This is a genomic window from Massilia sp. NP310, assembly GCF_019443485.1.
Lineage (GTDB): Bacteria > Pseudomonadota > Gammaproteobacteria > Burkholderiales > Burkholderiaceae_D > Telluria > Telluria timonae.
In genome coordinates, this window is the sequence record NZ_CP080379.1 from 5,817,213 (window position 1) to 5,833,476 (window position 16,264).

The 16,264-nt window shown below is 60.5% G+C and carries 13 protein-coding genes, 1 other RNA gene, 1 pseudogene and 1 riboswitch; of the genes and pseudogenes, 8 read left to right on the top strand and 7 right to left on the bottom strand.

Annotated elements, in window-relative coordinates; genetic code table 11:
• Positions 1-47 precede the first annotated feature (47 nt).
• Positions 48-1,460, bottom strand: coding sequence for an MATE family efflux transporter (locus tag KY496_RS25730; RefSeq protein ID WP_184234691.1), 1,413 nt, complete (start codon positions 1,458-1,460; stop codon positions 48-50).
• A gap of 174 nt (positions 1,461-1,634) precedes the next feature.
• Here KY496_RS25730 and tssF point away from each other — a divergent pair, with 174 nt between their 5' ends.
• The 3 genes from tssF to KY496_RS25745 all read left to right on the top strand — a co-directional run bounded on the left by tssF (position 1,635) and on the right by KY496_RS25745 (position 5,191).
• Entirely contained in the window at positions 1,635-3,470 is a 1,836-nt protein-coding gene (tssF, locus tag KY496_RS25735; protein ID WP_219863036.1) for a type VI secretion system baseplate subunit TssF, read from the top strand.
• A complete protein-coding gene (tssG, locus tag KY496_RS25740) occupies positions 3,467-4,456 on the top strand; it encodes a type VI secretion system baseplate subunit TssG (protein WP_229520370.1) in 990 nt (329 codons plus the stop codon). Before tssF ends, tssG begins: the two co-directional genes overlap by 4 nt.
• 105 nt (positions 4,457-4,561) lie before the next feature.
• Positions 4,562-5,191 carry a type 1 glutamine amidotransferase domain-containing protein gene (locus tag KY496_RS25745; protein WP_219863040.1) on the top strand — a complete coding sequence of 210 codons (630 nt, stop codon included), beginning with the start codon at positions 4,562-4,564 and terminating at the stop codon, positions 5,189-5,191.
• A gap of 21 nt (positions 5,192-5,212) precedes the next feature.
• On the opposite strand, the gene KY496_RS25750 is transcribed toward KY496_RS25745, so the two are convergent.
• Positions 5,213-5,770 (bottom strand): manganese efflux pump MntP family protein, encoded by a 558-nt coding sequence (locus tag KY496_RS25750; protein WP_005668955.1) that lies wholly within the window; start codon positions 5,768-5,770, stop codon positions 5,213-5,215.
• A gap of 3 nt (positions 5,771-5,773) precedes the next feature.
• A riboswitch (yybP-ykoY riboswitch) is annotated at positions 5,774-5,942 on the bottom strand.
• Positions 5,943-6,097: 155 nt separating this feature from the next.
• On the opposite strand from KY496_RS25750, the gene KY496_RS25755 reads away from it, so the two are divergent.
• Together KY496_RS25755 and KY496_RS25760 are read left to right on the top strand one after the other, a co-directional pair.
• Positions 6,098-6,649 carry a hypothetical protein gene (locus KY496_RS25755; protein WP_184234683.1) on the top strand — a complete coding sequence of 184 codons (552 nt, stop codon included), beginning with the start codon at positions 6,098-6,100 and terminating at the stop codon, positions 6,647-6,649.
• A 194-nt stretch (positions 6,650-6,843) separates the two neighbouring features.
• Positions 6,844-7,814 (top strand): annotated as a pseudogene (locus KY496_RS25760) (integrase core domain-containing protein).
• Between the two features lie 122 nt (positions 7,815-7,936).
• Here the strand turns inward: KY496_RS25760 and KY496_RS25765 are convergent.
• Positions 7,937-10,084: a peptidase domain-containing ABC transporter gene (locus KY496_RS25765; protein ID WP_307729061.1), complete on the bottom strand. Its 2,148-nt coding sequence runs from the start codon at positions 10,082-10,084 to the stop codon at positions 7,937-7,939.
• 76 nt (positions 10,085-10,160) lie between these two features.
• Positions 10,161-11,492: an HlyD family secretion protein gene (locus tag KY496_RS25770; protein ID WP_221434550.1), complete on the bottom strand. Its 1,332-nt coding sequence runs from the start codon at positions 11,490-11,492 to the stop codon at positions 10,161-10,163.
• Between the two features lie 512 nt (positions 11,493-12,004).
• On the opposite strand from KY496_RS25770, the gene KY496_RS25775 reads away from it, so the two are divergent.
• Complete coding sequence (locus KY496_RS25775) at positions 12,005-12,148, top strand: hypothetical protein (RefSeq protein ID WP_157225642.1); 144 nt, start codon at positions 12,005-12,007, stop codon at positions 12,146-12,148.
• Positions 12,149-12,327: 179 nt separating this feature from the next.
• Positions 12,328-12,519 (top strand): hypothetical protein, encoded by a 192-nt coding sequence (locus KY496_RS25780; RefSeq protein WP_157225643.1) that lies wholly within the window; start codon positions 12,328-12,330, stop codon positions 12,517-12,519.
• An 845-nt stretch (positions 12,520-13,364) separates the two neighbouring features.
• Here the strand turns inward: KY496_RS25780 and ssrA are convergent.
• Positions 13,365-13,723: a transfer-messenger RNA gene (ssrA, locus tag KY496_RS25785) on the bottom strand.
• Between the two features lie 150 nt (positions 13,724-13,873).
• Here ssrA and KY496_RS25790 point away from each other — a divergent pair.
• On the top strand, positions 13,874-14,731 hold the full coding sequence (locus KY496_RS25790; RefSeq protein ID WP_040777478.1) for a class I SAM-dependent methyltransferase: 858 nt from the start codon (positions 13,874-13,876) through the stop codon (positions 14,729-14,731).
• A gap of 40 nt (positions 14,732-14,771) precedes the next feature.
• Here KY496_RS25790 and KY496_RS27390 read toward each other — a convergent pair whose 3' ends face one another.
• Both KY496_RS27390 and KY496_RS25800 read right to left on the bottom strand, forming a co-directional pair.
• A complete protein-coding gene (locus tag KY496_RS27390) occupies positions 14,772-15,389 on the bottom strand; it encodes a glycine zipper 2TM domain-containing protein (protein WP_005668969.1) in 618 nt (205 codons plus the stop codon).
• A 162-nt stretch (positions 15,390-15,551) separates the two neighbouring features.
• On the bottom strand, positions 15,552-16,259 hold the full coding sequence (locus tag KY496_RS25800; RefSeq protein ID WP_005668972.1) for an HAD family hydrolase: 708 nt from the start codon (positions 16,257-16,259) through the stop codon (positions 15,552-15,554).
• Positions 16,260-16,264: the final 5 nt, after the last annotated feature.

Below are 16,264 nucleotides of genomic sequence, written 5' to 3' on the forward strand. Positions count from 1 at the left end.
ACGATACCAGAGTCGGCGGGGCTGCGCTGTAATTACTTGTCCTCCGGTTAACGTGCTGTGGCGCGATGCCCACCCTCGCGGATGCGCTGGCGCGCCAGCTTTTCGAACTGCCAGGTCAGCAAGACCGCCGCCACCGTCAGCGCCACGACCAGCCCAATCCAGAAGCCGGTGGCTTCCATCGGCGCATCCGGCGCCCACGGGAACCACGCCGGCGCCAGGCCGAGGATGCAGCCGAGCGGCAGCGACAGGCCCCAGAACGACAGTAACTGGATCACCATCGGCGGGCGCGTCACCTGGTAGCCGCGGATGGCCGAGGCGGTTGCGACCTGGGTCGAGTCCGACAGCTGGAACAAGGCCGCGAACAGCAGCAGGTTGGCGGTCACCTGCTGCACCGCCGGGTCCGAGGTGTACATGGCCGCGATCTCCCAGCGGAACAGGGCGATGCCGAGCGCCGCCACCACGCCGAAACTGACCGAGACGCCGACGCCGACCCAGCCGACGAAGCGCGCGCGCACCGGGTCGCCTTCGCCCATCGCCTGGCCGACGCGGGTGAGCATGCCGATCGCGAAGCTGAGCGGCACCATGAACACCAGCGAAGCGAAATTGAGCGCGATCTGGTGCGAGGACACCTGCACCACGCCATAGCGCGCAACCAGCAGGCTGATCAGGCCGAAGGCGCTGACTTCGGCAAAATAGGTGATGCCGATCGGCAGGCCGAGGCGCAGCTGGGCGCCGATCTCGCGGCTATCCGGCCCTTCGTAGCGGTTGAAGGGGTAGGTCAGGCGGTAGGCCGGCGCGCGCGTGATCCACCACAGCATGGCGCCCAGCATCAGCCACAGCGCGCTGGCGGTGGAGATCGCGCAGCCGATCGCGCCCAGTTGCGGGAAGCCGAACTTGCCGTACACCAGCACCCAGGCGAGCATGGTATTGAACACCAGGCCGAGGATGGCGATCCACATGATCGGCTTGGTCTGGTTGATGCTGGTGGTATAGCCGTACAGCGCGCGATACACGCCGAAGGCCGGCATGCCGACGCTGATTACGTGCAGGAACAGCGAGGCGCGGTCGGCCACGTGGGCGTCCATGCCGATGTGGTCGAACAGCAGCGTGCACAGGTTGGCGAACAGGCAGCCGACCAGGCCGACCAGCAAGCCCTTCCACATGGCCTGGCGCACCGAATGCGGCACCCGGTCGTGGCGCGCGGCGCCGATCTCGTGCGCGACCACGGTATTGATCGCCATCATGGTGCCCATGACGGTCACCAGCACGATCGACCACACCGCCGTGCCCAGCGACACCGCCGCCAGCTCGTCGGCGCTGACGTGGCCGGTGAGGGCGACGTCGACCACACCCATGCCGACCGTCGCCAGCTGGCCCACGAGCACCGGCCACGACAGGCGCCACAGGGTGGCGATCTCGGTGCGGACGGGTGTTTCGGTGGCGGCGGTCGTGGCGGTCATGATGCGGTGATAGGTCGATGGACCCGTGATTTTACTGACTTATTGTCAAGGTCGGTATTGCCACTCGAGATCTGTTTATCGCGACGAGTTTTATCCCATCGTTAATGTTGCGCCGTCGCAAGACAACTTGCCGCGATCTGCACCACCGTAGAGCGACAGCCCCAGGAGGTCTTCATGGAAGAACTGTTGCCGTATTTCGAGCGCGAACTGGTCTACCTGAACACCGTCGGGCGCGAGCTCGCCCACCAGTATCCGCGGCTGGCGGCCGAGTTGGGACTGGGGCCGGAGGGCAGCGAAGACCCGCATATCCGGCGCCTGATCCAGGCCTGCGCGCTGCTCAATGCGCGCACCGCGAAAAAGCTCGACGACGACTATCCGGAACTGACCGAAGCCCTGCTGGGCAGCTTGTATCCGCACTTCCTGCACGGCCTGCCGAGCTGTTCGATCGCGCACGTGGACGGCGGCGATCCACAGGCCCGGGCCGGCAAGATCGAGCATGTGCAGGCGGTGCCGCGCGGCACCGAGATGAGTTCGCTGAGGGCGCGCGGCGCGCCCTGCGTGTTTCGCACCACGGCCGAGCTGGCGCTGGCGCCGGTGAAGGTGGCCCGCGCCTGGTTCGAGCCGGTGGCCCACGTCCCGCCGCGCATCCGGCTGCCGCCGCGCGCGGGCGCGCGCATCGGCATCGCCTTCGACAGCGCGCTGCCGGCGCGCATGCTGCATGGCCGCGGCCTGCCGCATGTGCGCCTGTACGTCGACGGCGACGGCCTGCTGTCGGCGGCGCTGATCGACGCCCTTGGGATGAACGTGGTCGAGACCTGGGTCGAGGCCGAAGGCGTGGAGGGCTGGCGCCGCCTCGACGGCGCGGCGCTGCACCTGGGCGGCCTGGAACCCGACGAGGCGCTGGTGCCGCAACAGGAGCATGCCCATCCCGCCTACCGGTTGCTGACCGAGTACTTCGCTTTCCCCGACAAATTTCACTTCCTGGACGTCGACCTGGCCCGGCTGGCGCCGCTGCTGCCGGCCGGCGCGCGCCGCTTCACCCTGCATTTCCTGCTCTCCGGCATGCACGCTGAATCCAGCCCGGCGCGGATCCTGCGCGCGCTGTCGGCCGCCAACCTGCTCACCGGTTGCGTGCCGGTGGTGAACCTGTTCCGCCAGGCGGCGGCGCCGGTGCGCATCACGCACCGTTCGGCGATGTACGACGTGGCGCCGAGCCGGCACGAGGAGGGCGTCGAAGTCTATTCGATCGACGCGGTGCACGTGCTCAGGACCGAGGACGGCAAGACTGCCAGCGTGGAGTACCGTCCCTATTACGGCTTGCGCCATGGCGAAGGGGACGAGCATGGCCAGCGCTACTGGTTCGCGCGCCGCGACGATCGCGGCGACAGCCGCCACCGCATGAAGATCGCCTTCACCGACGACCACTTTTCGCTGCTGGGCGAGGACGCCAGCGTGGCCTCGATCGACCTGACCTGCAGCAACGGCGCGGCGGCCTGCGGCGTCGGGGTTGGCGCGCCGGGCGGGGACCTGGCCAGCGAGACCGCGACGAGCGGCCTGCCGATCCGCCTGCTGCGCAAGCCCTCCGCGCCGCTGCGCTTCGGCAACCGCGACGGCACCCACTGGCGCCTGGTGACCCAGCTGGCGCTGAACCACCGCTCGCTGGCCGACCTGGACGCCTTCCGCGAGACGCTGGCCTTGTACGACCTGCCGCGCTCTGGCGCCTCGCAGCGCCAGATCGCCGGCGTCAGCGCGATGGCGTCGACCCCGGCCACCGCCTGGCTGCGCAACCGCTACGGCGCGAGCCTGGTGCACGGCATCGAGGTGCGCATGACGGTGGACGAGGACGCCTTCGCCGGCAGCAGCCTGTTCGTGTTCGCCCAGGTCGTGAGCCGCTTCCTGGGCCTGTATGTGCACCTGAACAGCTTTACCCGGCTGGTGCTGGTGTCGGGGCAGAGCGACAAGGAGTTGCTGCGATGCGAGCCCCGCAACGGCAGCCTGGCGCTGGTGTGAACGCTGTCAGGCGGACGAGCGCCATCGCCGACCTGTTGCGGCAGCCGCAACGCTACGAATTCTTCCAGGCGGTGCGGCTGCTGGTGTGCTGGCTGGCGCACCAGGGCATCGCGCCCGAGCATGCGCTCGGCGGCCTGATCCGCTTTCGCAACAGCCTGGGACTGGCCTTCCCGGCCAGCGAGATCGAGACCATCGTGCCGACCACCGAGGGCGTGCCGGCGGTGAGCATCACGCCCACGCTGATGGGGTTGCTGGGCGTGATGGGGACCTTGCCGCTGCATTACACCGAACGCTTCGCCGCCTGGGAGCTCGCAGTGCGCGACGAGGGGCCGCGCGCTTTCCTCGACTTGCTGTCGAGCCGCCAGGTGGCGCTGTTCTACCGCGCCTGGTGCAAGTACCGGGTGCGCCATCCCATGGAGCCCGATGTCGACCGCTTCCTGCCGCTGCTGCTGGCGCTGGCCGGCGTGCCGGCGCGCGAGGACGGCATGTCCGGCCTGGAAGCGGCCAGCCTGGCCTGGTTCGCGGCGCCGCTGCGCAGCCGGGTAGTCAGCGCGGAGTCGATCGCGGGCGTATTGCGCGCCTATTTCCGCGTGCCGGTGCGGGTCGAGCAATTCACCGGGCGCTGGGACGTGCTCGAGCCGGCGCAGCGCACGCGGCTCGCATGCGGCAACTGCGTGCTGGGGGAGGGCGCCACCGCGGGGGCGCGCCTGTTGCGGCCCGAGCTGGGCATCCGCATCCGCCTTGGGCCGCTGGATGCGCACGCCTTCGAGCGCTTCCTGCCCGGCGCCGAAGGCGCGCGGGCGCTGGCCGCCTTGCTGGACCGCTTCGCGATCGAGGTGCCGTTCCGCGAGCTGCAGGTGGTGCTGCGGCGCGAGGATGTCGACGGCGCCTGCCTGGATGGCTCGGTGCGCCTGGGGCTGGACGGTTTCCTGTGTACCCGGACCGGGCGGTGCGACCGCGACGATGTGTGTTATCTGCTCGACTGAATCTGGCCGACTGAGCAATTGAATGCCGGCAGGCATGCGCGCGCCGCGGGCGCGATGGTAGACCTACAATCGATGCGAATGAACCGCATTGAACAAGGAGGCCATATGCAACAAGCAGAAAACATGCAGCCGGCGGATCACGTCGAGCCGGCCGCCACCCAATCCCTGCAGGGCAGGAGCGTCGCGGTGTTGATGACCGATGGCGTCGAGCAGGTCGAATACACGGAGCCGCGCCGCTTCCTCGAGGAGCAGGGCGTGAAGGTGATCCTGATCTCGCCGAAGAAGGCCGGCGAGGAGATCCAGGGTTTCAACCACCTGACGCCGGACCAGAAATTCAAGGTCGAACTGAGCGTGCAGGACGCCAAGCCGGGCGACTACGACCTGCTGCTGTTGCCGGGCGGCGTCGCCAACCCGGACAACCTGCGCCTGAGCGCGGAGTCCATCGCCTTCATCAAGGCCTTCGGCGACGAGGACAAGCCGATCGCCGCGATCTGCCACGGCCCGTGGCCGCTGATCGACGCCGGCGTGGCCGAGTCGAAGCACCTGACCAGCTGGCCGACCCTGCAGCACGACCTGCGCAACGCCGGCGCCGAATGGACCGATGAAGAAGTCGTCGTCGACGGCAAGCTGATCACCAGCCGCAAGCCGGACGACATCCCGGCTTTCAACGAGGCGATCCAGAAGCAGCTGATGGTGCTGCAGCAGGCGGGGAGCGACCCGGGGCCGACGTCCTGATCTTTCCTTGCCGCGGCGGCGTCACTGCAGGTGTTCGTACAGCGTGACGCTGCCTACCGCGATCAATACCAGGCCGCCGAAGATCTCGGCGCGCTTGCCCACCACGGCGCCAATACGGCGGCCGATCAACAATCCCAGCGTCACCATCGTCAGGGTCGCCAGGCCGATCGCCAGCGCCGGCCACAGGATGCCGGTGTCGGCGAAGGCCAAGCTGACGCCGACCACCATCGCATCGATGCTGGTGGCGAAGCCGGTCAGGGCCAGCAGCCAGAAGGGGCGGGCGGGATCGTCCGCTTCCGTGTCAGGTTCGCCGCAGCCTTCGACGATCATGCGAATACCCAGGCCGCCGAGCAGGACGAAGGCGATCCAGTGGTCCCAGCTTTCGACGTAGGACGCGGCAATGCTGCCCATGGCCCAGCCGACCAGCGGCGTCACACCCTCGATGATTCCGAACAGCAGGCCGACCTTCAGCGCATCCTTGAACAGGACGTGGGCGCGTCGGGAACCCATGGCGATCGCGACGGCGAAGGCGTCGGTGGACATGGCGAGGGCGAGGATGATGATTGCAGCGAGAGTCATGACAGCTTTCCGATCGGGCACGACACAAGGCATGTCGCGCGGCCCGATCGTCGCGTGAACATGCCAATGGTCTTGCCAACCAGAAGGCTTCCGCACCATGACGTGCTGACGTCAAGTATGTTGATGCGGGAACTTCCGTTGCGGAAGTAGGCTACTCCCCAAGGGCGGGGGCATGGTAACGCAAGAATGGCTTGAAGACAAGAAACACACTGGCCGGGGCTTCGCGGTGCCCGGCTTAATTCATATCAGACAGACGGCGTAGATCTTGAACTCGCCCGTATTTTGTCGGTCTTCCAGTCAGTATGAACTGGCTGAAAGGAACCCATCGTGCGAGACACCGACGCGCCGTCGCTTTCCCCATTGAGGCGGGCCGAGATCGAGCGTCTGTTGCCGATCGCGCCGGAATGGATCCTGGTCGAGCGGGTTGTCGAATGCCGGCCGCCCGACTATATCCGCACCTGCCGCCGGATCGAAGCCGGCGACGCTTTCGTGGCCGCGCATGTGCCGGGCGGTGCGCAGGCCTTGCGCGAGTCCTTGCTGATCGAGTTCGCGCAGCAGTCGGCCTACCTGCTCGCGCTGTTGTCGCGCACGGAGCACGATGGCGCATCGCAGCCGCGCCCGCCAGCACGCTGCAGCGCCCAGTTCCTGGCGTCCGCCAGCGTCGGCGAGTTGCTGGTGGCGGAAGTGATGCTGGACGATATGGCCGACGGCGTCGTGCTGCATGACGCGATCCTGACTTGCGACGAGCGGATCGTTTGCAGGGTGAGGATGTTTGCGGCGCCGGATCCGTCGGTGAAGCATCGCGTGAAGTCTCCTGCGTCGCGTGTAACTGCGTGGGAAGGAAGGGCGCGCAGGCGCGACATTCCTGGTGCGGACTGACCCGCCAGTGACGGCGCTCGAAATGAAAAAGCCGCTGACGAATGGCAGTGGCAAGCAGGCTTTAGCTGTTTAGTTTCGTGCGATCATACTTCTCGTCTTGGCTGGCATTTGTTGCGTGCAAAGGCTATGCTGGACGACTTGATTGCTGAGTTCAGCAGTCCCGGCATTCAATCGCACCAGGAGCAGTTCGCAGCATGAGTTTACGCATCCAGCCGCAAGCCTGCACCACGCCGAAAATCCGGCAGGAAGTCAAGGATTCGGTCTGTCTGATCGGCAGGCCGCAAAGGTCGTTGGCGTCTCGCGAGCCACTGCTGCGAAGTGGCTCAAGAGGGACGATGTGCAGGACCGGTCGTACTGTGCCCGCATGCTCCATACGACCTTAAGCGCATCCCAAGAAGCCATCGTCCTGGCACTGCGCCAGTCGCTTTATCCTTCCCAAGATGATCTGTTGTTTGTTATGCAACAATACATTAATCTAGATGTCTCTCGGTCAGGCGTCGCTCGTCAAGCGCGAGGCATGTCGTGTCTCGAAGACGTGATCGCAAATGCCGAAGGCGAAATCACCACGCCAAGAAGACCTTCAAGGACTACGGACCAGGCTTCATTCACATCGAGATCAAGTACTTGCCTCAGATGCCAGGCAAGACCTCGCGTCGCTACGTGTTTGTCGCCATCGACCGCACCATGCGCCGGGTCTTCATGCACATCTATGGCGACATGACCGACAAGAGCAGCGTCGATTTTCTGCGCCGTTTGAAGCTGGCCTCGCCCATCAAGATTAGCAAGATCCTGGCTGACAAGGGCTCGCAATTTATTGACCGTTTCGCCACCAAGATAAAAAGCCTAGCGGCCAGCACTCGGTGACATGGCTTGCGCCGAAATACCTGCCGAGCATCGTCTAGCACCGCCGCGGCACCCCACAAACGAACGGCATGGTCGAGCGCTTCAACGGCCGTATCAACGAACTGCTGCAGCAGACTCGCTTCGACAGCAGGGCCGATCTGCAAGCTACATTGATGAACTACTTGAAGCTGTAAAATCACCACCATTCCGCAGCGTGCACTCGACGCAAAACTCCCATCTTTGCAATCAAGGAGTGTGACAGCAGAAACTGCCGGAATTATTCATTAAGCGCGTTTATGATCAAACGGGACTCGACACGTAACTTCTCAGCGTCCTCGATTAGGAACGCAGTCCTTTGCGCTCGTGAGGAAGGTAAGATCGAGCACGCGATCAATGCAATAACTATTTATATGCGGAGCCGGTGAGCCGAGTTGCGACCAGTCATTATGCGGCCTGCTTATCCTCATGAGTCAGGTTACTAACATCTTGGACTATCTGCCCGTTTTGCAGCACAATTACACGCTCTGCCATTTGGATTGTTTCTGGACGATGAGCAACGATGATTCGGGTAAGCGGGATTGTCTGGATTGCCCGGTTCACGGCCTGCTCATTCCATACGTCCAAATGGCTGGTTGCCTCGTCCATAAATAAAATTTTCGGGTTCTTGTACAATGCGCGTGCGAGTAGAATACGCTGCTTTTGTCCACCCGATAGGCCAGTACCGATATCGCCAATTAACGTATTGAAGTTCATTGGCATGGCCGCGATTTCGGGCGCGATTGCGGCTAGTCCCGCACATTCGTAGACGCGCTGTATGTCGATCACTGGATCAAAGAAACTAATGTTTTCGGAGATCGAGCCGGCGAATAAAGTGTCATCCTGCATTACCGTGCCCAGCAAATTACGGTAATTTGTCAGGCCGAGCGAACCCAATGGCACGCCGCCGACGAGAATTTCGCCACTCGTTGGCGTGAGTAACCCGAGCAATAATTTCATCAGTGTCGTCTTGCCGCAGCCTGATGGCCCAGTGATCGCAATGCATTGCCCAGCGGGGATGCTGAGGTTAAGTTCGCGGATGATATCGGATTCACTGTCGGAGTAGCGAAAACTCAGGTTATTTATTTCGATCGACGGAGTAATATGATTTGCATCAATTTCAGCTGCATGATCATCCTGTTCCACCTCAGCCAGCGTGATGTCCGCCACACGCTCGCCATGCAGACGCATCATCCGCAATTCAAACAGTTTGTCGATTAAGCTAGCCATACGCTGGCTGAACTGGTCTTTGTAGCTGAGGAAGGCAAACACCATCCCAATCGAGAAGTCGTTGCTGAGTACGGCGAGCGCTGCAAGCCAGATTACGATTACGCGCTCCCCGTTGAACAACAAGGTATTAGCTGTCTGGTATGAGACCGAAAGTTTGGCGACACGCAATTGGGCGTTGAATTCGTCGGTTAGCGAGTTCAGCCAACCTGAACGACGCTCTTCGCTGCGTCCGAACAAGCGAATACTCTGTATGCCGCGCACGGTTTCCATGAAATGGCTCTGCTGTTTCGCGGCGTGAATGATCACCTCGGAACTCGCATCTCGGAGGGGGCGGAAGATCGCGCAGCGCAACAGCGTATACAGCAGCACGGCCACGCAGGCGACTGCGGCCAGAGCGCTACTATACAGAAGCATCATTACCAAGGTGCCCAGAGCCAAGACGCCGTCAATAACCCCCTCGACGAATTGGGTTGTTAGACTGGTCTGGATCCGCTGGATTGAGCCGAAGCGCGAAACGATGTCTCCGGTATGGCGCTTTTCGAAGTATGGCAACGGCAACTTCAGGAGGTGGACAAAGGTATTGCCTAACCATTGCAGGTTCAGGCTGGTGGAGAGTACTGTGGTTACCCAAGAACGGACGGCACCGATCGCAGTTTGCAGAAGTACCAGTAATAAGAAGCCACAGCCCAGCACCGTGACCAAGTCACGGTCTGACGCCAATAGGGCTTCATCCACCATCCACTGCATATAGAAAGGTGCAATCAGAGCACAAACTTGCAGGGCCAGTCCGAGCGCGAGTAGCTGAAACAGTCCACGACGCAGGCCGACCACATGCCCAATCAGCGAGAACAGTGAGAATTGCTGACGTTCCTCCTTAGGCCGGAACTGCGCGGTCGGTGTAATCTCAAGCGCGATGCCGGTAAAATGCTTGGAGACGTCCTCCAGTTCCATGCTTCTTTCGCCGACAGCCGGATCATGCAGGACGGCATACTTCGCGGAGATAGACTTAAGCACGACAAAGTGGTTCAGATCCCAGTGCAGAATGCAGGGCAACTTTAACTCTGGCAAATGTTGGAGATCTAGCTTGAGCGGGCGCGTCTGCAATGACAGCCCTCTTGCCATCGCCATCAGACCCTTCAGATTTACTCCCTTCATCGACACCGAGAAGAGGCGGCGCATGCTCGGAATATCGATTCGGTGGCCCCAATAATTTGCGACCATTGCCATGCACGCCAAGCCGCATTCAGCTCCTTCAGTCTGTAGCAGGACGGGTAGCCGCCGGCGGTTCCAGAAAGCTAACTCGGTAAGAACAGGAAATTGCATCATTCACCTGCGATCAGGATAAGCCGGCAGTACGAATATGGCCACTGCTAGCACGATGTTGGTAGTGAACAGTATTCGCTTACAAGCGGCCGGAGATACTAAATAGCGGTTCGAGCACCCATTCATAAAGCTTGCGGCGCTCAAGCATGACGCTGGCGTCGACGAGCATGCCAGAGCGTAGGGGGATCTGTGCGCCGTAGGCGCGGACGGTCTGCTGGTCGAGCTCGAGCCGAATGCGGTAGACCGGCTCCGCCTGGACTGCCCCGGGCATTGCTGCCGCTGAAGTGGGCAACTCCTCGGGACGCACAGAGGTTGTTACCACCTCGCGCACGCGCGCAGGATGCTGGCCGAACTTTTGGTATGGGAAAGCCTGATACCGCACCAGGGCGCTCATTCCCGGCTTGATGAAGCCGACCGCCCGAGATGGCACGTACATTTCCGCTTCAAGCTTGTTCCCTTCTGGCAGGATCGATGCTAGAGAGGTGGCAGCGCCGACGGTTTGGCCAAGATTTGCCGCAATTGCCGTTATTGTGCCGTTCTGACGTGCCCGAACCGGCACTTCGCGCCGCGCTTCATTCTCGGCCAGGTCTTGATCCAGCATTGATACATTTCGACGTAAGGCGTTCTCGTCGCGCAGTGCTTGAAGTGCAATGTCCTGCTCCTCTGCCTGGGTACTAGCCAATTCGCGCTGAATCGTGGATCGAATGCGCTCGATCTCAAGCTGGCGTTGCCGCTGATCGAGCAACTCGGCTTCCCGTTCCTGCAGTTGCGCTGCTGAAATGTAGTTTGTAGCTTTTAATTGTACGAAGCGTGCGAAATTTTGCTCTGACAAGGTAACGCGCTGCTTTTGCATAAAGGCCTGTCTGTCGAGGCCTTTGATTTCACCGCGTAGATCAAACGCACGTTGTCTCAAGGCCGAGCGTCGATACTTGAACTGCGTTCGGGCTTGCAGGAGCTCGGTATGAAAATTGTCGCGGCGGCGCGCCAGCAATTCGGAAATCAGGTCTTCCGTAGAGCGTAGATTGGAGGTGCTGCGTTCACTGGAAACGACGAATAGGATCTCACCTTCGCGCACGAGCTGTCCGTCCTTAACATGAACCTCCTTGATGACGCCGGCTTGGCTGGAAAAAACGCGCGTTACTCCGGCAGTCGGCATTAGCATCCCCTGAATCGGCACCTTACGGATAGTTTCAAACGTGGCGAAAAATATAATGAGCAGCAGCGTCAGGGTCACGAACACGCTGGTGAGGATTAGATGACTGATGTGACGGGTTAGGATTACTCTGCCGCACGCGTGAACTGTTACATGTTCAATGGCTTGTTGGCGAAATAATGACTTACGTATGGGATCGGATGACTGCGTAGCCTGTGTTTTTCCTTTTTCATCCGTGGGGAGAACGGTATTGTGCAAAGTAGCTCCTCTCAAGATGCTTCTGGGAAATCCATCAGCAAACTTATTGTATGGAGGAGGGGAATATAGGAATGTATCGGCGTCATCAACAACTGTAGACGCATATCAACAATGTGTGCAGTCACGAGGAAAAGCATACAGATTTATCAATAAAGAAAATATAACGATCTCGTGCCGACGTCATATTCGGGAAGAATGCTTCACGAGGCAGAAGAGGCGCATGTATTGCGCTTACTTAGTAAAGCGGCAACAAAACGAGCTGAAGTCAAAGAAGAGATGTAGATATAGAAATATTTTCTGAAATTTGCTCTTAAGCAAAAAAACTTCTCTTTCGTAAATATTCTGTTGACAGTCACATTTACGTTTTGCAATACTGTCTCTGCCGTCTAAGCTGTTCATAGTAATGTCACATGCACTTATTTTTACTCCAGAGTTTCGGATGCTGATGAGTGCCGACTTACATGAATATGTGTTTCTAACGGCCGTCCTATTAAATTTTAAAGGAAAATATCATGCAAGAAATGAATGTGTTTGAGATTGATGAGGTCAGTGGCGGCCTTCTTATGATTCCTTTGTGGGCTTTTTATGCTGCTGGCGGAACTGCAGGGGTTGCGGCCGGCTGGCAGTTTGGTCGTGCACTTTTCTGTGATCAATGAGTCGATAAATTACGCCACGACTTAGATGGAGAGGGAAATGAAAAAAGAGCTTCCATTTGGTGCAATGGCTGGCCCAGCACTCTTTTTCTTGGCCGTCTACTCGGGTTGGGTATTGGGTAGATTTTACTTCTGTGGCATCGCAATTTAACCGTTTCAATCATTAATTAGGAGGTGGTGTAATGATCGCTATTGATTCGACTAATAAGGGCAGTGTTGCACTGCTAACCGAAGCTGAGATAGATCAAGTTGGCGGCGCGGTTGGCCCCCTCGTCGCCTATGCTCTTTGGACGGCTGGTGGAGCAGTTGTTGGCTTCGCAGGCGCTGCAATCGTTCATTACTTTGGTAACGGTAATCATTCGCACGCGAAATAAGATTTGCCCCCCTTCCCGAAGGGCATTGGGGGGCTTTTTTATATGTTAATTTCCTGCAGATAAAAATATTAATTTTTCGGTCCGAACTATCATCAGTTCTTGATAAAAACCTTCACACGTGCCTTAGAAGCTCTGGAGCTGATAGTCCACTTAGAGATCGTAAACATGTTTATGCGGGGCAGTTATTGACTAAATAGGTGATGATATTGCCGATAGGTTTCCCTGTCTTCCTTTTGCCGGTGATCTTGGTGAGAAGTGCGATCGCGGCTGTGTCGGATCTAACTGGCCTCTCCTTCAGTATGAGAGCTACGAAAGTACTGGCAAGAATCTCTCGATATAAATGGATAGCGATCTAAATCAGTTCAGCCTTGGCGTGTTCGCCCGATAGGCGTGCCGCCGGCGTACTGTCCCGTACTACTTGAATCGCCGACTTCTTCGCCTAAAGCGAATGGCCTGATTCGCATGGCAACTCGGCTCACGTCGGTCGCCCGAATTCATCAAGCTGATCCCGGCGATCAGATCGAGTCTCTTGCTCTGTCGCTAGATCGCTTCTTTATGTAGCAAAGTGGCCCTACAAGCGGGTGGAAGGTATCTTGGCTGAGGGCGATCAACTAAATTGCGTCGGTAGTATTATTTCTGCTCTGTGAACTGAGCAGTTCACTGTGGCTTAACGAAAACGACGGCGCGGGCACGTTCGATCAGAATTTCAAAAGGTACAATATTCCGCAGCGACTATAGTATGAAAGTTGACGAAGAGTGATGTGATATTCGGCTCGAACCCGCGACCGAAACTGTCGCCAGAAAAGGAAAAGCCGCTGACGAATCAGCGGCTTTTGGAAAGAGGTTGGTGGAGGCGGCGGGAATCGAACCCGCGTCCGCAAGCACTCTACAGACAGTTCTACATACTTAGCACTATCATTTGATTTGACCTGCACAACGGGGATGTGCACCCTTTGTACAAGCGAGTTACCTTAAATTTCGGAAGCAACCAAGTAACCCGATTGATTCCTAGCCTCTGTAAATGACTCTACCAGTCTTGCGACTCACCCCAGAGGCGAGGTGTTGTAGAGCTAGCAGCAATTAAGCTGCTTGTGCGTACGAGTTATCGTTTGCAGTTATTGATTTCTGGATGTATTTACGAGGTAACCAGTCCTCGGTATGCCCTGCGCTGCTTTGCAACCCACGTCGAAACCAGGTCGCCCCCAACGTCAAGAACCTCTATTGTACTCCAAGCGCTGAGGATGTACAGTGCCGTTCCTTAGCGCCTGCTTAAAGTCTGTCACCATAAAAAACCTACAATGCATAGCTTAATTGCAATATGCTAAAGGGATTCGAGATGCTGACGAGGTTCGACATGACGTGTATCGTTTGTGGCAACACCAAGGTGGCTGGCCTGGCCGGATGGCATGCGACCTGCCCGGCTTGCAACTATGAAAGCGCCGCCCTGAGCGTCGTCATCAATGCGCATACCGGTCCCGCCGTGGACGAAGTCGAGCGTGAGGCCGGCCTCAAGGCGCTGCGCCTCGAGAACTTCCGCACCATCGTCGCCTGGGCCCGGCAGCACGTCAGTGTCAGCCGGCCGCGCCTGCTCGACGTCGGCAGCGCCCACGGTTGGTTTCTCGAGACGGCGCGCGAACAGTTCGACGTGCTGGGCGTGGAGCCGGATGCGGTGGTCGGCGCCCGCGCCGCCGCGCGCGGCTTGCCGGTACGCTCCGGCTACTTTCCGGACGTGCTCAAGGACGGCGAACGCTTCGACGTCATCGTGTTCAACGACGTGATCGAACACATTCCCGACATCCGCAGCGCGCTGGCCGCCTGCCACGCGCGCCTGCACGACGGCGGTATCCTGATCCTCAACCTGCCCAACAGCCGCGGCTTCTTCTACCGGTTGTCGAAGCTGATCGCGCGCCTGGGCTGGCGCGGGCCGTTCGAGCGCCTGTGGCAGAAAGACCTGCCGTCGCCGCACGTTCACTACTTCAATCCGCGCAATCTGCAGCAGCTGGTCGTGGGGCAGGGCTTCGAGCTGGCCGAGGCGGCCGAGCTGCCGGCGCTGCGCGCGAAGGGCTTATTGGAGCGCCTGCGCTGCGCCGGCAATGTGCCGACCGTATCGCTCTACCTGCAATATGTCGCGATCATGTGCGCGATTCCCGTCTTGCGCATGTTCCCGAGTGACATCATCGTCGGCGTGTTCAAAAAAAAGGCCGCAGACTGAAGGTCCGCGGCCAAGGGAGAGAGAGTTAGTTAGCGCTTGCTTAGCGGCCGTTGCGGTTGGCGATTTCGTTGCCGATGATGCCGCCGCCGATCACGCCGGCGACAGTCGCCAGCTTCTTGCCGTTGCCGCCGCCGATTTGGTTGCCGATCAGGCCACCGATCACGGCGCCGGTGCCGATGCCGACATAGTTCGGCTGCTGGGCCGGGGCCGGGGCCGGCTGCGAGTAGCGCGGTTCTTCATAGCGCGCCGGCTGCGGCGCGGCATGCACCACCCGGGTCTTCTCGACCACTTTCACCACCGGCTTTTCCTTGACGATCACGGTCGGCTGCGGTTGCGGTTGGACTGCCGGCTGGGCATACGCGACCTGCTGGGCCGGGACCATTGCGGGCACCATTGCCGGTACCATCTGCTGGCCGGCCGCCGCCACCGGCGCCATCTGGCCAGGCTGGGCGGCATAGCCGTTCACCGGCGCCTGCATGCCCGCTTGCGGCATGGCATACGGCGAGGCCGCTGCCAGCGGCAGGCTCGGCTCGGGCGCGCTGTTCGAGGTAGGCAGCAGACCGGTGATCGCGGCGGCGCCGGTCAGGCTCACGATGATGACCGACGCGGCGGCAGCGGCCATCAGTGGGTGAATGCGGTTGGTGGTCGTATTTTCCATGATCTGCTCCATAAGGTATGGCGTGTTCGTATGGACGTAGATTACTGGCGAGCCGGACCGAGAGATAGACATGCCCCTGTATCAATCGTAAATAGATGTAAGCACAGGGCAGAAATGAAAAACGGCGCCGAGAAGGGCGCCGTCACGGACGAATGTCAAAGATCAGGCCGCGTGCTCGGCCTGTCGCGCCGCTTCGGAGACTTGCCCCAGCAGCGCCAGCAGCTCGGCCGGCGTGTCGAGCAGGTAGTCCGCGCCCCAGGTCGATGGTTCGATCGCGCCGCAATAGCCCCAGGCGCAGGCGACGGTGACCATGCCGGCCGCGCGTCCGGCTTCGATGTCGCGCAGGTCGTCGCCCACGTACCAGCACTGTTCTGGTGCAAGGCCGAGGCGGCGCGCGCCTTCCAGCAGCGGGGCGGGGTGGGGTTTGGCGAAACCCGTGGTGTCGCCCGAGACGATGCAGCCGGCGTGCGCCAGCGCGATCTGCGGCACCAGCGGATCGGTGAAGCGCGACGGTTTGTTGGTGACGATGCCCCAGGCCATGCCGGCGTCCGAAATACCGTCCAGCAGCTCGGGAATGCCGTCGAACAGCGTCGTGTGCAGCGACATCGCCGACTGGTAGCGCTCGAACCAGGCCAGGCGCAGTTCCTCGTAGCCGTCGTCGCCCGGCGCCAGGCCGAAGGCGGCGCCGATCATGCCGCGCGCGCCGGCCGAGGCGGTCGGACGCAGCGCCTCGTACGGGGTCGGGTCCAGGCCACGTTCGGTGCGCAGCCAGTTGACGGCCGCGGCGAGGTCGGGCGCCGTGTCGGCCAGCGTGCCGTCGAGGTCGAACAGGATGGCACGCGGTGCCGGCATCACGGTGGGAAAGGTCATGTCGT